This is a genomic window from Candidatus Magnetominusculus xianensis (assembly GCA_001541255.1).
Classification (GTDB): domain Bacteria; phylum Nitrospirota; class Thermodesulfovibrionia; order Thermodesulfovibrionales; family Magnetobacteriaceae; genus Magnetominusculus; species Magnetominusculus xianensis.
This window is the reverse complement of record LNQR01000083.1, coordinates 1-21,490: the sequence shown is the minus strand read 5'-3', so window position 1 is coordinate 21,490 and position 21,490 is coordinate 1. Positions and strand designations below refer to the sequence as shown.

Sequence of the window (21,490 nt, the reverse complement as noted above, 5' to 3'; positions counted from 1 at the left end):
AATCAGCGTACTACTTTTAATTCAACCCAAATGTTACAATACCGACCATATGTCTAAACGCTATGACAAAATAATTAAGGAAATCCTGAGAGATGTCGTAGACACCCTATTAACGAACGTAATCGGGCTGAAAGCCATTAAATCCACGCCTTTAGAAACCAAACTCCAGATAACGAACGAGCGGGAGGCTGACTTTATCCTTCTGGTAGAATTGGAAGATGGCACACAACGTTTGATACATATAGAATTTCAGTCTACGAACTATTCCAAGATGGCATATAGAGAGCTGCGCTACTGGGTTTATATTGCTGAGATATATGGTATCCAACCGCTGCAGTATGTGTTTTACATAGGTAACGAGACGCTTAATATGCCTGACAACATCAAAGCGGAAAAGATCGACTATAGTTATAACTTGATAGATATGCGGGATGTGGATTGCAATAAATTCCTGTATTCAAATAAACCTGAAGAGGTGATAATCTCCATTCTGTGCAATTATCAAAAGAAAGGTGTTAAAATATTCATAAGTGAGATATTGAGTCGGCTAAGAGAGCTGGTGCCAGAAGAAACACTCCGTGGCAAGTACATAAAACAGGTGGAAGTGTTGTCGCAGTTGAGGGAGTTGCAGAACGATGTATGTAAGGAGGCAGAGGCAATGGCAATAATGTATGATATGGAGAGAGACATAAGGTTCAAGCAGGGATTGGCCAAAGGGCAGCGCAAGGGTCTGCTTGAAGGGCAGCGTGAGGGGAAACGTGAGGGTTTGCTTGAAGGGATTGAGTTAGGGCTTGAGCTTAAATATGGATCGTCCGGGCTTGAACTGATGGATATGGCAAGGGTAGTGGACTCTATCGATAAGTTGGAAGCATTTAAAAATCTTATAAAAAAGGCCGGCTCGTTGGATGAATTGAGAGGGTTTTTAAGGGAAAACATATAACTTAGTGACACCCACTTTCCATGGCTTGAGAGGGGCTTACACTGCCCATAGCTGCTGCACTAGTTACAGTGGGTGGTTGATCGGCTTCCTGCACTTATGATTGTTGATAATAACTCGTGGGCTAAGTTTAAAATCTCCGTTACCAGGTACTTTTGTAATGCCCTGGTGCTGAAGCTGCTTATTGTGCTGATAGCGGCTGCCTCGGCGTTTTCGTTTTTTGAGAAACTCAGCAGCTATTTGATTATCAGAGTATTTATCGAAATGACCTCCTCTGCCAACATCACACCAAAGATTTACTTTCATGACGAAAACGGTAAGATATCAGATGATAACTCCGTCTCAGCAAGTCTTAATGCCACAGACGGGTTTAAAATCGTAAAGTTTAAAATTCCCAAAAATGTTCAGAAAATTACGGCCTTAAGTCTGCTTTTAGGTGAGGGTGAGGGCGTTGTAGCAATTAAAAGCATTCGAATGAAGACATTGTTTAAAGAGTATAAGTGGTCACCGGAGGAAATTTACAGAGATTTTACCCCCAATGAAAACATCGTCAGGCGGCAGGTCACCGAAGGCGCATTGTTCGTTTATTCGATAAACTATCCACCGTATTTAACAAACTGGCATATTGCTGGCGCGTTTGACAACCTCGTCCGCTCGATGGATAAACGTTTGCTGACAACCGTGAGCGTCATCATATTTACCGTCTTGTGTCTTGTAGTTTTGATGTTTGTGCGCTTTCCAAAGATTGAATTATACTGTAATGCCAACGTTTTCACTTCTTTAGTGTTCGTCATATTTATCAGTCTGCCGATATTAAGCACCTTCCTTGCAATTACCTATCCCGTGAACATCAGCGAACAGCGCTCACTTGCTTCAAATCCCAAACTATCCATAAAAAATCTGGCCAAATTCCCCGCGCAATATACACAGTACTTTGAGGATAACTTTGGATTCAGAGATATGTTTATCAGATGGAATAACCGCTTTAAAGTGACAGTATTAAAAACCTCCCCCATCCCTCATCAGGTGGCTTTCGGTCACGACGGCTGGCTGTATATGACAGCCATAGATACTATCGAAGACTACAGAGGTAACGCGCCTTTCAAAAAGGAGGAGCTGATTAAGATTAAGGGAACCCTTCTGGCAAGGCAGCGCTGGCTTCGTGAACGAGGCATTGACTACTACCTGCTCGTCCCGCCAAACAAGGAAACAATCTATCCGGAGTATCTGCCGGAGTTTATAAACAAGGTCAGCAGCACAACTAAGCTTGACCAACTGATTACACTACTGGACAATACTACCTTCAAGATTATAGACCTGAGAGACTCCATCTTAGAGGCAAAAAACAATGGCAGATTGTACTTTAAGACCGACACTCATTGGAACTCCTTCGGGGCATTCATGGGGTATCAGAAAATTATCAATGCCCTGGGAAAAGACTACCCGCAGCTTGTCCCTAAGGCAATTTCAGACTTCAAAGTCACCGCTGGCGCCAGAGGGGCTGGCGACCTTTACAGGCTCATATCTGTTGCCGACCTTTTTACAGACGACGAGGTGATTTTTACGCCTGTAACTCCATTTAAAAGCAAAGACGCCGCCCCCGGCAACTATGTCCACACTTACAGAACCCCTACCAATCCACTTATCGTCAGAGAAGTAGATGATGGAAGGCTGCCGAAAGTCGTTGTCTTCAGGGATTCCTTTTTCATGCATCCTTTGGACTTCTTTGCCGAACATTTCAGGCGCAGCGTCTATGTATGGACGATGACATTCGATACAGATATTATCGAAAAAGAACATCCGGACATAGTCATCACTGAAATCGTCGAGAGGAATCTCTATACGTTAAAAGACGCTAACAGGCCGTAAGATATTAGGGAACTACGGGGAGTAAGTCTAAACCAGTTGTCTCGTCAAGACCGAACATGATGTTCATGTTCTGAACGGCCTGCCCCGAGGCACCCTTAACCAGATTATCTATGGCGCTTATGACAATCAGTGTGCCGTTTTCAGAGATTGCTATGCCAAGTTGACACAAATTTGTGCCGCGGACGTTTCTTATATCAGGGTATTTTCCCATCGGCAGTACATCGACAAATGGTTCGTCTTTATATGCGCTGCCATAAATCGAATGGAGTTCGCCCAAACCCCCTGATTTAATAGTGTGCTTGAGCGGTGCATAGACTGTGCTTAACATGCCGCGTGCAACGGGCAGCAGATGTGGCGTGAAGGTAACATTAACAGCACTGCCAGCGATGCAGGACAGTTCCTGCTCAATCTCCGGCGTGTGTCTGTGCGCAGCTACGCCATAGGCCTTAAAGCCTGTTTCGATTTCGCAAAACGAATATGCAACTTCGCTTTTCCTGCCAGCGCCGGAGACGCCGGATTTTGAATCTATAACAATATGCTCAGTATTTATAATTCCTTGCCTCAGTGCTGGCAGCAGGGCAAGTATCGCCGTCGTGGGGTAACACCCGGGATTGGCGACTAGTGATGCGTCCTTGATTTCCTCGCGGTAAAGCTCCGGCAGGCCATAGACCGCATGTTTCAGCGTATCTGAAAACCTATGATTTGTCTTATACCACCGCTCATAGAGCTGCAAGTTCCTGAGCCGGTAATCGGCAGAGAGGTCTATTACCTTTTTCCCACGGCTGTGGAAAAACTCTACCGCCTCCTGAGAGGCCGAATGCGGCAGGGCAAGAAAGAATATATCCCCCTTGTCAAGCAGTGCATTCTTGTCGAGAGGTACAAACCGTACACCCTTATATGTGTAAAGATGTGGGAAGAGTTCAGTGACTTCCTTACCGGCTGACTGCTCAGACGTAACAGCGGTAATCTCTACCTCTGGTACGTGCTTAAGTATCCTCAGCAGCTCGCTGCCGGTATAGCCGCTTGCCCCACAGATGACAGCTCTTATCTTCGTCATAATCTGCAGCCACCGCCCGCCTTATGAGGCCGGAGGGCGAAACGCACATTATCTCTTGGAGAACTGGAAGCGCTTTCTGGCGCCTTTCTGACCGTACTTCTTACGCTCCTTCTCTCTTGGGTCACGCGTAAGCAGGCCTTCTTTTTTGAGCTTAGGTCTGAGGTCAGAGTCCGAGTTGATAAGCGCTATAGAGATACCGTGCCGTACTGCCCCTGCCTGCCCGGCCGGGCCGCCGCCGTGTACGCTTGCCGTAACGTCAAGTTTTCCTACCATGCCGGTCACTTCAAGCGGTTGATTTATCATCATACGCAGCGTCTCTCTTGGAAAATAAGCATCGATAGGTCTGCTGTTAACGGTTATGTCGCCTTTGCCTTTTTTTAATATTACACGGGCTACTGAGGTCTTTCGCTTGCCGGTTGCCGTGTATCTAATCTCTGCCATTTAAATCTCCTCACGTTATGTCATGTTATATTACATGATACTGTGCTGCTTTATGCCTCTATGTTATCACTCTATTTTATGTCTCTATTTTATATCTCTATTTTATATCTAGGGCTTCCGGCTTTTGAGCCGCGTGTGGGTGCTTGGCGCCTTTGTATATCTTGAGTTTCTTTATCATAGCCCTGCCAAGCCTGTTCTTCGGGAGCATTCCCCAGACGGCAGCTCTGACCAGCTTGTCTGGTTGTCTTTGCAGCCTGTCTTTTGCGGTTTCTGATTTAATGTTGCCAATGTAGCCGGAATGGTGGTAATAGACCTTGTCGTTGAGTTTATTACCCGTCAGTTTTATCTTTTCAGCGTTGACAACGATAATAAAATCGCCCGTGTCTACATTAGGCGTGAATATCGCCTTGTTTTTACCCCTGAGATATATGGCTATTCTCGTTGCCAGCCGCCCAAGCACCTTGCTCTGTGCGTCTACTACGTACCATTTCCTCTCGTGTTCGTCTTTCTTCATAAACTTTGTCTTCATCAGCCCTTCACCCTCTTCATTTTCTCCTTCCTTAAGTTGCACTTGCCAGAGCGGTTACTGTAGCTTTACCGGCTTGTGTATATTCACCGTTTTGCCCACCGCATAACACAATGTCTGATAAAGTAAAATAATTACGCCGGTATTGTCAATATCCTTTTGACAAGTTTATAAAATTTATTTTACAATACTATCTTTAATTTAGCAGTTGAGCGATGGGGTGTCGACAAACGGCAAGTCAGGAGACTTTGGATCTCCCATCTGGAGGTTCGAATCCTCCCACCCCAGCCAGCGGCAGCCGTCAGAGGATCGCTAAGCCGGTTCATTGACTATAAGGAGAACATTAACTATGCTCAAGGAAATGAAGCTCATTACGGGAAACTCAAACGTCGGGCTTGCTGAGTCAGTAGCGCAGTACCTGGACCTTAAATTAGTCAGCACCCTTATAAAGAGATTCGGCGACGGGGAAATATCTATCCAGGTCAATGACAATGTCAGAGGATCAGATATCTTTGTCATTCAATCCACATGCGCCCCTGTAAACGACAACGTGATGGAGTATCTGCTCCTGGTGGATGCCCTTAAGCGTGCCTCTGCCGGAAGAATAACCGCTGTAATCCCGTACTACGGCTATGCGCGCCAGGACAGAAAGGTGCAGCCGAGGGTGCCGATTTCCGCAAAACTGCTGGCAGATTTAATTGCCGTTGCCGGTACGCACAGGGTACTAACGATTGATTTACACGCTGGGCAGATACAGGGGTTTTTTAATATCCCAGTAGACCATCTCTATGCCATTGTACTGATTTTAGAATATATAAAGAAGTCGTATCCTGTTGACAATCTGGTGATAGTAGCCCCGGATGCCGGTGCTGTGGAGCGCTCCAGGTCGGTTGCCAGGCGACTGAACTGCTCTATGGCTATTATAGATAAACGCAGAGAGCAGGCAAACGAGTGTAAGGCAGAAAATGTCATCGGCGATGTAGGCGGTAAAGACGTCCTAATCCTTGACGACATGATAGATACGGCAGGCACCACAGTGCAGGCTGCTCAGATACTTAAAGCAAACGGCGCCCTTAAGGTATATGCTGCATGTACGCACCCCGTGCTTAGCGGCCCTGCCATCGAGAGAATCAATGACTCAGTAATCGAACAGGTCATTATCACAAACACTATCCCCCTGGATGATAAAAAAAGCAACTGTAAAAAACTCGTAGTCTTAAGCGTAGCCTCATTGCTTGGTGAGGCCATTAAGAGAATACATGATGAGTCGTCAATCAGTTCACTATTTAAATAATAACTGTTGGAGGAAACATAAATGGAAAAAGCAACATTAACAGCAAAGGTAAGAGACACAAGGGGAAAGGGCGCTGCGAGGACCCTCAGGAGGGCGGACCTCATCCCATCGGTCATATATCGTAAGGGTGTGGCAGAGCCTATTACCCTGCCGCGCAAGGAGCTGGTTAATTTTATTAATTCGCTGGCCGGAGAGCAAGTCCTTGTTAATCTGGCGTTTGCCGATGGTTCGGCCAAGCTTGCCATTATGAGGGACTATCAGACTGATCCGATTAAGGGTGAACTCCTGCACGCAGACTTCTACGAGGTATCGCTTAAGGAGGCAATCAAGGTAAGCGTTTCCGTGGTACTTACAGGCGTTCCGATTGGCGTTAAGCGCGACGGTGGTATATTACAGGCCGGTCTTAGGGAGATAGAGATTGAGTCCCTGCCTGATGACATCCCTGCCCACATTGAGCTTGATGTCAGGGCGCTTGAAATAGGGCATTCCTATCATGTCAGAGACATAAAAGTGGGCGAAGGGATAAAGATACTCTCCGAACCTGAAGAGGTAGTTGCGTCGATTATCGTCTCTGCAAGCGGTGTATCTGAACACTCAGCAGAGGAGGGTGCGGCAGCCGTTAAGGAGCCGGAGGTTATGAAGAAAGGCAAGCAGGAAGACAAAGATAAGTAGCGGTTGGTATATAATCGGGCTGGGGAATCCCAGCGCCAAATACAAGAACACGCGGCATAACGCGGGCTTTGCAGTCATAGATGAGATTGCCCGCGTCTATGGTGTAGACCTGAAGGTACGCGGCAGTGTGGAAACAGGCGAAGGCGTAATCGAAGGAGCAGGCGTAACCCTAATAAAACCCCTCACGTATATGAATAGGAGCGGCTCAGTTGTCTGGTCGCAGCTCAGAATGAACAGCGCACACTCGATAGTAATACATGACGACATCGACATGGCCCCTGGAAAACTAAAGATCAAAGCCGGAGGCGGGGCAGGCGGTCACAAAGGTATTCTTTCAATAATCGAGACATCCGGGACGAGGGACTTTCTAAGGATTAAAATCGGTGTTGGTAAGGATGCCTTAATTCCGGTAGAAGACTATGTGCTGATGAGATTTCCCCCCGGCGAGGCCGCGCTTATAAAGGAAGTGGTCTCACTGGCGGCAAGTGCGGCTGCCTGCGTTATTTCTGAGGGCATTGCGGTGGCTATGAATAAATTCAACAAGCGTCTGGACACCCCGGACGAAACACAGAGTGGGCGGAGGGGCAATGATTGAGAAAAAGACATATTACTTTGAGAAACCCGGCAAGGCCAACACCGGCGAATGCCTGTCTATAGTCGCGGCTGCCGTGATGGCATATGGATACAAACACATCGTAGTGGCCACAACCGGAGGCGATACGGGAGCGTTGTTCTCAGAGGCATTTAAGGACACGAGCGCAAATTTAGTTGCAGTCAGTCATTCGCATGGCTTTAAGGAGCCAAACACAATAGAGCTTGACCCTGAGCTGGTAAAGAAAATCAGGGCAAACGGTGCGGTTTTATATACGGGCACAATGGTAACGCATTCGATAGAGAGCGCGTTTGCAAAACAATTCAGCGGCCTTTACCCAACTCTGATAGTGGCGCAGACGCTGAGGCGTTTTGGCGAGGGTACAAAGGTATGCTGCGAGATAGCTATGATGGCGGTAGATGCGGGATTAGTCCCCGAGGGTGTGGACATAATCACTGTTGCCGGTACGGGCAGGGGGGCTGACACTGTACTGATACTACGCTCTGCGGCATCAAAACGGTTTTTCGATTTGAAGGTACAGGAGATACTTGCAAAGCCGCTCTTTGGGATTTAAAACTAAGGTAGAAATGCTTAAATAATTTCTCAAACCGTCTGCTAATTCTTTAGTTGAGGCAATAATATATTTAATTCTTTTTTTGGTAATAATTATCTTCACAAGCAACCGCCATGTAGCGGACTACGATTGATTTCTTGCACTCTGTGCTATGCTCATAAACTTATCGCCTGTCCCCAGGGCTGCCTCCTCGGTCTAGTCTCTCTGGTTGATAAACACCGGAATAAGCTCTGAACGGCTTTTAAGTAGTCTCGATACGGCTATTATTCACATATATTAATCTCCATATATTTTGCTATAATAAATGTATCGTGATGGAGGATACCTTATCTGCCGGTAAGCTCTACAGATGGGCGATTATACTAGCAGTCTTTACCGTCTTTTATAATATCCTTGAAGGGCTTGTCTCTGTGTATTTAGGCTTTGAGGATGATGCGCTTTCTCTGTTTGGATTTGGTGTTGATTCTTTTGTTGAGGCAATCTCGGGCGTCGGTGTCTGGCATATGGCCGTGAGGATTCGTCAAAACCTGGCAGGCGATACAGATGTGTTTGAACGTCAGACACTTAAAATCACAGGCGGCGCTTTTTATATCCTCGCAGCCGGTCTTATCGCCTCGACTGCCTATAATATTATTCAGGGAAAACACCCGAAGACCGCCTTCTGGGGAATCGTAGTATCGTGTATCTCTATAATGGTAATGTGGCTTCTTGTTCACTATAAGGTGAAAGTGGGGACCCAGTTGAACTCTCAGGCAATACTCTCAGACGCCGCCTGCACTCGTACCTGCATATACCTATCAGTCGTGCTGCTTGTGGGCAGCATAGGGTATGAACTTACCGGAGTCGGCTGGTTTGACTCCGCTGGTGCCTTGATTATCGCGGCACTGTCATATAAAGAGGGGCGTGAGGCCTTTGAGAAGGCACGCGGCAAGTCATGCTGCTGCGGTCACACCTGTGCCCCCCCTGCCCAAAATGACTAAGTCTTTTTCACCCTTACTGTCATAACAAATACCGGGATAATCAGCAGCACTAACGCCGACACTATCCAAAACGAATACTGATAGTTATTGTTAAATTTCGCCAGTAACAATCCCGTAACAATCGGCCCTGAGGCGTGCCCAATATCATATATCGTACCAAATGTCCCCATTGCCGTGCCGTAGTGTTTTTCCTTGCATATGTCCGCCACAAGGGCAGCCGACGACGATGTAACAAAGGCCTCACCCAGACCAAACACCACCGCCACGACCATCAGCAGATAAAAACTCGTCAAAAGCGGTATCGCCCCGAATGACAGGGCACACATTGCCAACCCCACTGCAATTATAGGAACCCTGCCATACTTATCAGAATTCCTGCCCATTACCGGCTTCGACACAATCGTCGAGACCACCTGCACACCCCATAAAAGCCCCGCCTGAAATTCATTCAGCCCGGCCACCTTCACGCAGTACACCGGCAGAAACGCCTCCAACGCCCCCACGCACATGTTCTGTACGCCTTCCATGTTTGACGTAATCAGAACCCTTTTGTCGCTGACAACTTCCTTTATCCCCGAGGCGAATCTCTTGAATGATTCTTTCAGTGTCTTGCCTTTTTCTACTGTTTCTTTACCTTTAAGATACTTAATACCTATAAGCAGCGATATTACCCCAAGTACTCCGCTTATGATATAGACTATTTGAAAGTCGGCAAGGATAGGGTCCTTCGACGCTACTCCATGGTGCAATAAGTACCCGCCAACAGGCGCGCCAACCAGATTCCCTATAATCGTCACAGAGGAAAACCACGACAACGCCTCACCTCGCTTCTCACCAGCAATTTCTGCAACAACTGCCATTGCCACCGGCCCATAAACAGCCGTTGCAAACCCGTGCAGGAATCTCACTATCACCAGCATCCTGTAATCATGTACAAGCATATACGTAAAGGGCATAATGGCAAACACGCAAAGCCCTATTAACATCGTGCGGCGTCGGCCTATTATATCTGACAGTGCCCCTGAGGGCAGCTTAAAGAAAATCCCCGTCACTGTTGATATCCCCACAGCTAAACCAATGGCCTCCGGCCCGGCCCCCAAATACATGGCAAACAGAGATAGTACAGGGCTTCTGGCAAGCGCATAGGAAAACCTTGCAAAAAACCCTACGAAATAAAGCGGAGCTGTAACTCCAGGCGCCGTACCCATAGTCGTTTCCCCTCTTGATTATTAAGGGTCTCATAATAGAACCAACTTGATGAATGAGGGCTCTGCCCTCAAACTCCCGGCAGGGAACTTGTCCCCTGCACCCCATCTACGGGGCTTCGCCCCTTTGAATCTAATTATTATGAGACCGTTATTATATTTAATGTTTTATAGGAGTTTGTCTGTCAAAGTATATGCTTTTGCCCGTGATGCTTATCGGGATTCCCATTGCTACCTCTGCCTGTATCAACCCCAGGGCCTTTGCCGCCGCCCCTACCCTTTGCTGCACACGGTTGTCCACATTTAAGAGGCTCGCGGTCTTTGCCGCCGATGACAGCGCCACACCTATATCCATCATCCTCATTATGCAGTGCGGCCCGGTATAGCCCATGTCCTTGGCCTTTAGCTCTCTGGCCTTTGTGAAATCTGCACACTTGGCGTAGCCGCAGCCACCGCAGTCATACCCAGCCGTAACAGGCTTTGACAGACCTATCAGCACCAGCGCCTCGGAGTGTTCAATGTTAGATGCATCTCTTAACCAGTAGGCCTCGTTCGTGCTTTTTGGGGCATATTCTTTCATCACCTCAGCTATCTTTTTCAGGTCATCGTCTTTAGTAATCACCACTATTTCAAGAAAATCCTTCCCGCCTGCCTTCGGTGCAGTCCTTGCCGCCGCCGCCATTAGTCCTGCTGTCATTTCTGATATTTCCTTCATCTCCCTGTCTCCTTTATTATATTTTGTACGGACAAGCGCTTGCCCGTGTGAATAACCTTAATTTGTTTTTGATAAATAGAGGAGTTCAAAAATCTCCGCCCCCCGCTCGAGTGCATCTATGTCAGAGCCTGCCGTTTTTTGAATACCTGTTAATATCTCCTCTATTCCAAACGATTCAGTGTTCTCATATTGATTGTCCCTGATATCTATCTCGTGTACTATCTCGGCAATCTTTTTTAATGCCCTGTCCTTAATGGAAAATGCCTTCAGCATGACCTCAAACGTACACATTGTCCCTGAGTGCATGAACTCTCCGCCCATAATGTCAAAAAACACCGTATCAGCGCCGCAATTGCCTGTATCGCCTTCAGCAGTTATCTTAAAGACAGCGCTCTTGTCGATAAACCGCTTTATCAGCCATGCGCTGGACATCCTGTCCACAAATGGACGCTCTCTCGTAGCCCATGTCTTGCCCTGGTAGTCCTCAATTTTCCTTAACTCTATTTCAGGCATGTCGTGAGATTTGCCGCTTAAGCGCATTATGCCTTTTAACCTGTCCCCCAGTGCTTCAAGCCTGAGTGAGAGGGTTTGTCCATCAGCAGAGAAAAAATCTATCTTGCTTATCTCATTAAATTCCTTTAAGCGCTTATGCAGCTTATCAGTGAGTTTTTTTGCCGTTGCGTCTTTGAGTGACGGCATTAATCTAGCCTCAATCTCATCGATATGTCTTTCAAGGGCGGCATAGTCCTTTTTCCTGTGCTGGTTAAATAGTTTTATTATGGCATTGTCATCAAGCATTTCAATTTTTTCAGCCTTTACAAACAAGGCCTCTCCGCCCAACGACACGACCTCTGAGGACAACCACTGAAAGAACTCTAAGTGTGCCGCGTTATATGGAAGCACATACACGGCGTCTTTCAATTGGAGCGCCCCGGCACCGGACAATCGTCTCCATATCTTAATCCTGCCGCTGACGGGTTTTGCCGAGATACTATAAAAAAATAGTAGCCATCTGTATTTCATATCATGTAACATGTCACTATCATACAACACATGTTACATCGTTGTCAAGCAGTGGAAAATTTCTTTGCACGGTTTCCCCTGAATAAGTTATATTAGTGATTGGCTCAGTTGAAATTATTATGAGATTACATTGTTATGCAAGATAATATCGTTATAAAAGGGGCTAGGGAACATAACCTCAAAAACATAAACCTCGATATTCCGAGAAATAAGTTTATCGTTATCACGGGGCCCTCCGGCTCTGGTAAATCCACACTTGCCATTGATACAATATTTGCAGAGGGCCAGAGGCGCTATGTCGAGAGCCTTTCTGTTTATGCACGGCAGTTCCTCGGTGAAATGCAAAAACCTGATGTGGACTCAATCGAAGGTCTATCGCCATCAATAGCTATTGAACAGAAGACTATCTCCAAAAGCCCGCGCTCCACAATCGGAACCCTTACTGAGATATACGATTACTTAAGGGTGCTTTATACTCGAATAGGAAAACCATTCTGCTATATCTGCGGCAAACCCATCATATCGCAGGACACCGAGGCCCTCATGGAAACTGTCAAGACACTGCCACAAGGGACAAGGATTCAAATCCTCTCGCCAATAGTCAAAGAGCGCAAAGGGCTTTATACAAAAGAACTGCTTGCCATGCGCCGCGAGGGTTTTGTCCGCGCCCGCATTGATGGCGAAATGCATGATTTGACCGAAGACATCAACCTGAACAAAAACAAGCGTCATACGATAGAGGTCGTCATTGACCGCCTGATAATCAAGTCAGGCATAGAGAGAAAACTCAGAGAAGCGGTAAACACCGCCATGAGGTTCAGCTCTGTTGTAGTGCTAAACCTGATTGAAGACAATAGGGATATTGTCCTGTCCAAGACAATGGCATGTCCTGACTGCGGCATAAATATACCGGAACTTACGCCGATGTTTTTTTCATTTAACAGTAACCTTGGCGCCTGCCCCGAGTGCAGAGGTATTGGACACGAACCCCTGAACGAATACGACGACACACCGCTGCTCTCGCTCAAACCGTGTATGCTCTGTGGCGGCCTGAGATTAAAGAAAGAGGCGCTGAGTATAAAAATCGGAGGACTTAATATCGGACAGCTCACTCAACTGTCCATAAAGGCCGCTGGAGATTTCCTCATGTCACTAACGCTCAACGACAGAGACAGTTTTATCGCTGAACGAATACTCAGAGAAATCTCCAACCGCCTCATGTTTATGGAAAAGGTCGGCCTGAACTATTTGACGCTGAACCGGCTTGTCCTGTCGCTCTCAGGCGGTGAGGCACAGCGCATACGCCTTGCCACACAGCTTGGCTCCTCACTGTCCGGCGTCTTATATGTCCTCGATGAACCGAGCATAGGGCTTCATCCGCGCGACTGCGCTAAACTAATCGACGGCCTGAAGGACATACGAGACAGAGACAATACAGTGATTGTCGTCGAACACGACGAAGAGACAATTTTAGCCTCCGACGTGGTGATTGACATGGGACCGGGCGCAGGGCTCAGAGGGGGTTATGTTACGGCCATAGGCTGCCCGGATGAGATAATGAAAAACGAAAATTCACTGACCGGTACATATCTCAGCCGCACAGCAATCATTGATATACCCAGTGATATTCCCGGCGCAAAGCGCCCCCCCACCGGCACCATAACAATCACAGGGGCATGTGAAAACAACCTGAAAGCGATCGACGTTAAAATCCCGCTTGGGGTTTTCGTCTGCGTGACCGGCGTCTCTGGCTCAGGAAAGAGTACGCTGATTCTGGACACGCTCTACCCTGCCCTCTGCAATTCTATTATGCAGCCCGGCATTCACTCCAGACTTCAGGAAGGGAGGCACACGGGGATAACCGGCACGGAGCAGATTAACAGGGTGATAAGCGTTGACCAATCGCCTATTGGCAAGACCCAGCGCTCCAACCCTGTGACTTATACCGGCATGTTCGTATACATCAGGGAGCTGTTTTCAAATCTCGTTGAATCGAAGTCGAAGGGATACACAACCTCCCGGTTCAGCTTTAACGTAAAAGGCGGCAGATGCGAGGTATGTAAAGGGGCAGGGATAAGAAAATACGAGATGCACTTCCTGCCTGACGCCCATGTCCAATGCGACACATGCGGCGGTAAAAGGTTTAACCGCGAGACACTGCGTGTTCGTTACAAGGGAAAAACAATATCCGATGTACTTTCTATGACAGTAAGCGAGGCAGCCGTGTTCTTCGCACCGATTGTACCCTTAAAGGAAAAACTGATGCTGCTTGAGGAGGTAGGCCTCGGTTACATACAACTTGGGCAACCGGCAACCACGCTCTCAGGCGGTGAGGCACAGCGCCTCAGACTCTCACGTGAACTGACAAAACGCGCCACAGGTAAGACGCTCTATATACTTGACGAACCCACCACAGGGCTTCACTTTGTCGATGTCCAAAGGCTGCTGCGAATAATCCACCGCCTTGTGTCGCTTGGCAATACGGTAATTGTAATAGAACATAACCTCGACATGATTAAGCTCTCTGACTATATTATTGACCTCGGACCAGAGGGCGGCGACCACGGCGGATATATAGTAGCCGAGGGAACGCCTCATGAGGTTATGCAAAACCCGCGTTCATTTACCGGAGAATATCTTAAAAAGAGGTTAAGCTGATACCGGCTTAGGCCGACTATTTCCTCTCATGTCCCAGATGATTAGCCGTCAGGATAGCTGCTGTAGTCTATCTGTATACCGCAGTCGATACAGTTTATGAACTCCTCGCCTTCACCCCTGACATAGATAATCAGCCCGCAGTTGCCGCACACGACGCGTAGACCGGCATGGTCTCTTATAACAGCCGAGGTTACCTGATTGCCTCTGATGGCAATGACGGAGATTGGGTAACGGCGTATATCGAGGGATTGCCCGCAGCGGCTGCAGTTGTGTTCATTAGTGTCGAAGGATATGACATTATCACTCAGGCAGTTGGAACATAGTGTATGATAGTTGTCGTCCAGACCGTATCTCAGGCAGTATTTATCAATATCTAAATCCATATTACCTCCAACTGTTCATACTATAGATATATTCTGATATTCCCAACTGACACATACTTAAGATACCCCGAATATCTTTTCTAAGTCAACTCTAAGTCAATAGGGCCATCAGCAGGGCAAACACATTTGGAAATTACAATTAAGAATCCAGTAGAATTTTATATTAGATAATGTATATAATAATTAGCCATGTAAATGTCGGGGGAGCGGAACAGGTGATTTCGTCACACAACAGCACTACTGGTACTGTACCAACAAAGATTATGCCGCCTCACCTCCAAATGGTGTTGGAGCGCAGGAGGTGTTTTCAGCAAATCAATGCCGCCTTGTCTAAACCCATTGTATGGGTGTCGGCACCGGCAGGGGCAGGTAAGACCACATTAGTTGCAAGTTATGCCAGTGCTATGAACCTGCCCACTCTATGGTATAGCTGTGATGAGAGGGATATTGATGCCGCAGTCTTTTTCTCATACATGCAAAAGGCTCTGACAATTTATAATCCCGATAAATACTGGATACTGCCTGATTTTGCAGCAGATGGCTCCAAAGATATAATTACTTTTTCTATTTTATACTTTGAGCAGTTATTTGAACATCTTAAATTCCCGTGTTTGCTGGTAATTGATGATTATCATAAGATTCCGCCAGAATCTGCCCTTCACACGGTCTTTATCAAAGGTCTGTATCAACTGCCAGAAGGGATAAATGTAGTCTTTACAAGCAGGAATGACCCACCGTCTGCGTTTGTTAATTTTCAAGCGAAGAGAAAATTAAGCGCCATTGGTTTTGATGATATAAGATTCGATTTGGAGGAAACGGCAGCGCTGATAAAAAACACTTCAGAACTCTTAGTTCAGGATGACTTAATTGACAGGTTATACACTAAGACCAACGGCTGGGTGACAGGGTTGGTGTTGGCCTTATCTCAGATTGATATGACAAAAACCGCTGCTGGGTTCAACGAATCTGCCCTGGATGAATTGCTGATTAAGTATTTCTCAGAAGAGATATACAATCCCCTGCCTGATGACATTAAGGAGTTACTGCTGAAAACTGCATGGCTGCCTGAATTTACACTTGAGATGGCAGCAAAGATTGCACCCAATGGACATAAGATATTAACAGACAGCAGATACTTTATTACAGAGAAGTGTACGGACAACCGTGTCACATATGCCTTCCAGAGTATATTCAGAGATTTTCTGTTAAGTCAGTCAGACGGGGACGAGGCGGCATTACATGCGCTAAATGTCTTAGAGGAACATGGCTATATTGAAGAGACCGCTGCACTTACTGTTGAATTAAGGAAATGGGAAAGGCTTGAGAGATTAATCACTACATATGGGCAAAATCTTATAGACGAGGGGAGGCATACCCTTGTCGACAACTGGCTGACCAGTCTGCCCCATGAGGTAATGCAATTGCATCCCTGGCTGCTGTATTGGCAGGGTTTAAATAAGATGTACCTGATGCCTGAAGATTCCCGTCAGATACTTGAACACGCCTACATCATATTTAAAAAATCAGGCGCACATGACGGTCAGCTTTCTGTCCTGTGTGCCATAGTTAAAACCATTATAGTTGAAGGGAAGGATTTTCATCCCCTTGACTACTGGATAGCGGAGTTTGAGGGGACACTGCTTGAAGGGTATAAGTGTATCGAGTCTGACAAAGACAGGGAAGATACAGTGGCAAGCATATTTGCGGCACTGGTGTTTCGTCAGCCGGAGAACATAGGCATAGATTATTGGTTAGTAGAGGCTGAGAAAATTGTGCTGCACTCTAAACATATTGAAAACCGTATATTCGCTGGCTATACAGTCATAATGTACTACCTGTGGTCTGGGTTGATATATAAAGCCGGGGTTATTGTGGATGTATTGTCATATCCTGCAAGGCAGACCAAAACATACCCAGCGCTGAGATTAACATATTTATTGGCAGAGGCATTATATTTTTACCATAAGCTCTCATCAAAAGACGCACTAAACAGTGTCGATGAGGGGCTAATGATTGCGCAGCAGACAGATATGCACTTTATGGAGGCAGCGCTGCTGGGTGTATCTGTTTATATCTCACTTGCTGCCGGGGATGACACTACGGCAGAGGTGTGTCTGACAAAAATCTCACCTTACAGGGATAACCAGCAAAGCAATTCACCAATATATCATCAGTTAACATCATTAGTGGAGCTTTCTAATGGAGCGCTTTCCTCCGCAATAGAACATGCAAAGAGAAACGTAGGTCTGGTACAGGATGCCGGATGCCTTTTTATGCTGGGAGTAAATAAATATTTTCTTGCATATGTCCTGGCTGAAGCAGGTAAATATGATGAGTCCATGCAGGTACTTAGTGATATTGAGAGGATTGCGGTTACTACAAAGAGTGAACTCTTTGACTATCTTATCCTGGCAGTTAAGTCACTTATATACCTGAAAACCAATGATATACCCCGCTTTACTGACATGTTTAATAAGTCAGTCATGTCAACTGAACGCTCAGGCATTAAGATATTTTTACCATTAAATAAATCTGTTGCCTCAGTATGTAAAACGCTGCTTAAGGGCAAAGCACATGTTGAACGCATAAGAGAACTAATAACCCTGTACAGCATCACAACAGATGACCACAGGATAGTGTCCTTCCCGTGGGAGCTGAAGATATATACCTTGGGGCAGTTTAAGATATTAAGGGATGGGAATATTGTACATTTCACAGGCAAACCACACAGAACGCCATTAACGCTGTTAAAGGCAATCATATCGCTTGGCGGAAAGTGCGTTAATTCACTGGAACTATCTGACCTTCTATGGGCGGAGTCAGACGGTGATGCGGCATACAGCGCATTATACACTACATTGCACAGATTGCGTAAAATGTTGGGCAGCAACGACTATGTTCAGGCAGCTAATGGGAATTTATATCTTGATCAAAGGCTTTGCTGGGTAGATATATGGGCCTTAGATGCCATTGTCTGGGAAATCTATGAAATTGCAGAAAATGGCGGGGTAACTGCTGCGGAAGATATTATTCCTGCGTTTTTACGTATGATTTCCATCTACAAAGGAGACTTCAACTTAGAAAGTCAGGATGAGGAACTGGCTGCCCACCTGAGGGGAAGGTTAAAGTATAAATTCATCAACTGCTGTTTAGACGCAGGGGATTTCCTTGAAAAATCAGATAAATTAGAAGAGGCCATAGAGTGTTACAAGAAGTCATTGCTGGTATACCCGGCAGAAGAGATGTTCTACCAAAAGATCATGCGCTGCAAAAAAAGCATGGGGCAGGATATTGAGGCTGCCGCTGTATACAACTTGTGCAGGGATACATTGTTGTCAATACTTGGCAAAGAACCCTCACAAATGACAAAATCAATTTATAAGTCGATAATAAAAAAGTACCGGTAGTGTGACTGCTCCGATGATTCGTTGGGTGTGGCTGACTCACCGCAGGACATATGACAGATAAAAAAAGGGGGGAGATTTCTCTCCCCCTGATTGCATATGTTTTAAGGGCTACTTCGTTGTCGAAGCGGCGCTGCCCTTTTTCTTTAACATCGAGTGTGCTGCTGCAAGTCTTGCAAGCGGTACTCTGTACGGGGAACAGCTTACATAGTTCATGCCTGCGTTGTAGCAGAACTCTACTGACTTCGCCTCACCGCCGTGCTCACCGCAGATGCCGACTTTCAGTTTATCCTTTGCTGAACGGCCTTTTGAAATACCCATCTTTATCAGCTCACCAACACCGTCAATGTCAATGCTGACAAACGGGTCTTCCGGCAGTATCTTGTGGTCTACATAGAATGGTAAGAACCTTCCGGCATCGTCACGGCTTAGGCCGAATGTGGTCTGGGTCAGGTCATTAGTGCCGAATGAGAAGAACTCTGCCCCTGCCTCTACAATCTTATCTGCTACTATTGCAGCCCTCGGCAGCTCTATCATCGTTCCGACCATATACTCTACTTTTACTTTTGCCTTTTCCATAACATCGTTGCATATCTTCACGGTCATGTCTTTCATCTTGGTGAACTCAGCAGTCAATGCAACAAGAGGGATCATTATCTCAGGGATAACAGAGACGCCCTCTTTCTGAAGCTCACATGCCGCTTCCATGATGGCCTGTACCTGAATCTCATATATTTCGGGATAGGTTACGCCAAGACGACAGCCCCTGTGTCCCAACATCGGGTTGAACTCGTGAAGCAGCTCGTTTCTCTCTTTGAGTTTTGAAGCCGCTACGCCCATTTCCTTCGCCAGCGCGTTGAGTTCTTTGTCAGCGTGCGGCAGAAACTCGTGAAGGGGCGGGTCCAACAATCTTATTGTAACTGGCTTGCCTTTCATTACCTTGAAGATGCCCTTGAAATCCTTCTTCTGCATCGGGAGTATCTTTGCGAGGGCCTTTCTTCTCCCGGCCTCGTCATCGGCAAGGATCATCTCTCTAACTGCCTTTATCCTGTCTTCCTCGAAGAACATGTGCTCTGTCCTGCAAAGTCCGATTCCCTCGGCTCCGAACTTCAGCGCTACTTCTGCATCGTGCGGCGTGTCTGCATTCGCCCTTACGCCCATATCTTTGAATTCATCTACCCAGTCCATGAACTTGGCGAAGTCTCCGGTTATCGAAGGTTCGATAAGTTTTGTCTCTCCGAGGATTATCTCACCCGTTGAACCGTTAATTGTTACCCAGTCGCCTTCCTTTATTACGTCTTCTTTGACTGTGCAGGTCTTTTTCTTTGCATCTATTACGAGGTCACCACAACCGGCAACGCAGGGTTTGCCCATGCCTCTGGCAACAACAGCGGCGTGCGAGGTCATTCCACCTCTTGCCGTCAGGATTCCCTTTGCCGCGTGCATTCCGCCGATGTCCTCAGGGGAGGTCTCAAGCCTTATCAGTAGTACCTTCTCTCCCTTTTCTGCCCATTCTTCTGCCTCTTTCGCAGTGAATACGGCCTTACCTACTGCTGCGCCAGGCGATGCAGGAAGTCCCTTGGCCAGCTTCTTCAGCTTTGCCTTCGGGTCTATCATAGGGTGCAGGAACTGGTCGAGCTGCTGTGGTTCTACTCTTAATATTGCGGTCTTCTTGTCTATCATGCCCTCGTCCACCATGTCCATAGCTATCTTAAGGGCAGCAGCGGCAGTTCTCTTTCCTACTCTGACCTGCAGCATGTAGAGCTTGCCGTCTTCGATAGTGAACTCGAGGTCAAGCATATCTTTGTAGTGCTTTTCAAGGCTCTGATATATCTCCATCAGGTGTTTGTACGCATCAGGCATCGGCTTTTCGAGTTCCTCTACCTTCATAGGAGTACGAATACCGGCAACGACATCCTCGCCCTGGGCGTTAATCAAACACTCGCCGTAAAACTTGTGTTCACCAGTGGACGGGTCTCTTGTAAACGCAACGCCCGTTCCCGATGTGTCACCCATGTTTCCAAATACCATCGTACAGACGTTTACCGCTGTGCCGAGGTCATCCGCTATGCCGTTTAACTTCCTGTATGTCTTTGCCCTTTCACCAAACCATGAACCGAATACTGCGTTGATTGCGAGCTTCAACTGTTCCATCGGGTCCTGAGGGAAATCCTGGTTTACTTTCTTCTTATAGAGCGCCTTAAACTCCTTAACGAGTTCCTTAAGGGCATCAGCTGACAGCTCTGAGTCATATTTTACCTTGGTTTTTTCCTTCTTTTTGTCGAGGACGTGTTCAAATTCCATCCTGTCTACACCCATAACGATAGATGCAAACATGGTGATGAACCTTCTGTACGCATCATAGGCAAACTTTTCGTTGTTTGATCTTTTGATAACACCTTCGATTGTGGAATCCGTAAGTCCCAAATTCAATACCGTGTCCATCATGCCGGGCATCGAGAACTTAGCGCCTGAACGAACTGATACCAGAAGAGGTTTTTCGGCATCGCCAAACTTCAGACCCATCAGGTCCTCTACCATCTTCATGTTTGTCAGTACCTCGTCCCACATACCTTCAGGATACTGGCTGTTGTTATTGAAATAGTCATTACAGGTCTCGGTGGTGATTGTAAAACCGGGGGGGACGGGAATGCCCAGTTTGGTCATCTCCGCAAGTCCGGCTCCCTTTCCGCCGAGCAGGTCCTTCATGGTGCCATCGCCTTCTGTCTTACCTACTCCGAAAAAGTACACATACTTCTTCTTTGACATAATCTCTCCTCCTATTAATTTTGGTTAATTTTGGACTAATTATAATCCACAAGACTACAGTAGCTCCGATTATACTACATATTAAATCAACCTTGCAAGCTAAAATATATTTTTTAGCCCATTTTTTTTCGACTAGCGCATTTTTTTAAATCCAGAGTGCGCCTACATCGCCCTGAGACCAGGGCAAACGCATTAGAAAAGTACAACATAAATTTCCTCTTATGGATTCCCGCTTTCCAGACTGTGTCATAATAAAACCAGTCATGCCCCCCCATTCTTTGAGGGGGGCATGAGTCTGCTACGGAGGTGCGGGGTATCAAAAATAATTACGATTCATGGGACTTAAGGTTTGCCAGATGATTTATTAATCTACGGGAGAGCCACTATTACG

The 21,490-nt window shown here is 46.6% G+C and carries 17 protein-coding genes and 1 tRNA gene; 10 read left to right on the top strand and 8 right to left on the bottom strand.

The window, feature by feature from the left end:
• Nucleotides 1-49: 49 nt before the first annotated feature.
• Nucleotides 50-940 carry an RpnC/YadD family protein gene (locus ASN18_RS11945; protein WP_085052980.1) on the top strand — a complete coding sequence of 297 codons (891 nt, stop codon included), beginning with the start codon at nt 50-52 and terminating at the stop codon, nt 938-940.
• A 96-nt stretch (nt 941-1,036) separates the two neighbouring features.
• Nucleotides 1,037-2,806 carry an alginate O-acetyltransferase AlgX-related protein gene (locus tag ASN18_RS11940; RefSeq protein ID WP_085052979.1) on the top strand — a complete coding sequence of 590 codons (1,770 nt, stop codon included), beginning with the start codon at nt 1,037-1,039 and terminating at the stop codon, nt 2,804-2,806.
• Between the two features lie 4 nt (nt 2,807-2,810).
• Here the strand turns inward: ASN18_RS11940 and argC are convergent, their stop codons facing one another.
• The 3 genes from argC to rplM form a co-directional block, all read right to left on the bottom strand.
• Nucleotides 2,811-3,863, bottom strand: a complete 1,053-nt coding sequence (gene argC, locus ASN18_RS11935) for an N-acetyl-gamma-glutamyl-phosphate reductase (protein ID WP_085052978.1) — start codon at nt 3,861-3,863, stop codon at nt 2,811-2,813.
• 48 nt (nt 3,864-3,911) lie between these two features.
• The gene (gene rpsI, locus ASN18_RS11930) at nt 3,912-4,304 is read right to left on the bottom strand and encodes a 30S ribosomal protein S9 (protein WP_085052977.1); all 393 of its coding nucleotides are present in this window, start codon (nt 4,302-4,304) and stop codon (nt 3,912-3,914) included.
• 97 nt (nt 4,305-4,401) lie between these two features.
• Nucleotides 4,402-4,833: a 50S ribosomal protein L13 gene (gene rplM, locus ASN18_RS11925; protein WP_085052998.1), complete on the bottom strand. Its 432-nt coding sequence runs from the start codon at nt 4,831-4,833 to the stop codon at nt 4,402-4,404.
• A gap of 213 nt (nt 4,834-5,046) precedes the next feature.
• On the opposite strand from rplM, the gene ASN18_RS11920 reads away from it, so the two are divergent.
• From ASN18_RS11920 to ASN18_RS11895, 6 genes are all read left to right on the top strand, one after another.
• Nucleotides 5,047-5,121 (top strand) — tRNA-Gln (locus tag ASN18_RS11920).
• 58 nt (nt 5,122-5,179) lie between these two features.
• The gene (locus ASN18_RS11915) at nt 5,180-6,124 is read left to right on the top strand and encodes a ribose-phosphate diphosphokinase (RefSeq protein ID WP_085052976.1); all 945 of its coding nucleotides are present in this window, start codon (nt 5,180-5,182) and stop codon (nt 6,122-6,124) included.
• Nucleotides 6,125-6,145: 21 nt separating this feature from the next.
• The gene (locus ASN18_RS11910; protein WP_085052975.1) at nt 6,146-6,796 is read left to right on the top strand and encodes a 50S ribosomal protein L25; all 651 of its coding nucleotides are present in this window, start codon (nt 6,146-6,148) and stop codon (nt 6,794-6,796) included.
• On the top strand, nt 6,789-7,391 hold the full coding sequence (gene pth / locus ASN18_RS11905; RefSeq protein WP_306688955.1) for an aminoacyl-tRNA hydrolase: 603 nt from the start codon (nt 6,789-6,791) through the stop codon (nt 7,389-7,391). Before ASN18_RS11910 ends, pth begins: the two co-directional genes overlap by 8 nt.
• Nucleotides 7,384-7,962, top strand: a complete 579-nt coding sequence (locus ASN18_RS11900) for a pyruvate kinase alpha/beta domain-containing protein (protein ID WP_085052973.1) — start codon at nt 7,384-7,386, stop codon at nt 7,960-7,962. The genes pth and ASN18_RS11900 overlap by 8 nt, the downstream gene beginning before the upstream one ends.
• Before the next feature lie 314 nt (nt 7,963-8,276).
• Complete coding sequence (locus tag ASN18_RS11895) at nt 8,277-8,942, top strand: cation efflux transmembrane domain-containing protein (protein ID WP_157072963.1); 666 nt, start codon at nt 8,277-8,279, stop codon at nt 8,940-8,942.
• On the opposite strand, the gene ASN18_RS11890 is transcribed toward ASN18_RS11895, so the two are convergent.
• The 3 genes from ASN18_RS11890 to ASN18_RS11880 form a co-directional block, all read right to left on the bottom strand.
• Nucleotides 8,939-10,150 carry an MFS transporter gene (locus ASN18_RS11890; protein WP_085052971.1) on the bottom strand — a complete coding sequence of 404 codons (1,212 nt, stop codon included), beginning with the start codon at nt 10,148-10,150 and terminating at the stop codon, nt 8,939-8,941. The genes ASN18_RS11895 and ASN18_RS11890 overlap by 4 nt on opposite strands.
• 157 nt (nt 10,151-10,307) lie before the next feature.
• Entirely contained in the window at nt 10,308-10,862 is a 555-nt protein-coding gene (locus ASN18_RS11885; RefSeq protein WP_085052970.1) for a DUF2148 domain-containing protein, read from the bottom strand.
• Between the two features lie 57 nt (nt 10,863-10,919).
• A complete protein-coding gene (locus ASN18_RS11880) occupies nt 10,920-11,885 on the bottom strand; it encodes a chromate resistance protein ChrB domain-containing protein (RefSeq protein ID WP_236861711.1) in 966 nt (321 codons plus the stop codon).
• Between the two features lie 135 nt (nt 11,886-12,020).
• Between ASN18_RS11880 and uvrA the strand changes: the two genes are divergently transcribed.
• Nucleotides 12,021-14,543, top strand: a complete 2,523-nt coding sequence (gene uvrA / locus ASN18_RS11875) for an excinuclease ABC subunit UvrA (protein ID WP_085052968.1) — start codon at nt 12,021-12,023, stop codon at nt 14,541-14,543.
• A 41-nt stretch (nt 14,544-14,584) separates the two neighbouring features.
• Here uvrA and ASN18_RS11870 read toward each other — a convergent pair whose 3' ends face one another.
• A complete protein-coding gene (locus ASN18_RS11870) occupies nt 14,585-14,926 on the bottom strand; it encodes a hypothetical protein (protein WP_085052967.1) in 342 nt (113 codons plus the stop codon).
• A gap of 215 nt (nt 14,927-15,141) precedes the next feature.
• On the opposite strand from ASN18_RS11870, the gene ASN18_RS11865 reads away from it, so the two are divergent.
• The gene (locus ASN18_RS11865) at nt 15,142-18,333 is read left to right on the top strand and encodes an AfsR/SARP family transcriptional regulator (protein ID WP_236861710.1); all 3,192 of its coding nucleotides are present in this window, start codon (nt 15,142-15,144) and stop codon (nt 18,331-18,333) included.
• Nucleotides 18,334-18,441: 108 nt separating this feature from the next.
• Here the strand turns inward: ASN18_RS11865 and ppdK are convergent, their stop codons facing one another.
• Nucleotides 18,442-21,099, bottom strand: coding sequence for a pyruvate, phosphate dikinase (gene ppdK, locus ASN18_RS11860; protein WP_085052965.1), 2,658 nt, complete (start codon nt 21,097-21,099; stop codon nt 18,442-18,444).
• Between the last annotated feature and the right edge of the window lie 391 nt (nt 21,100-21,490).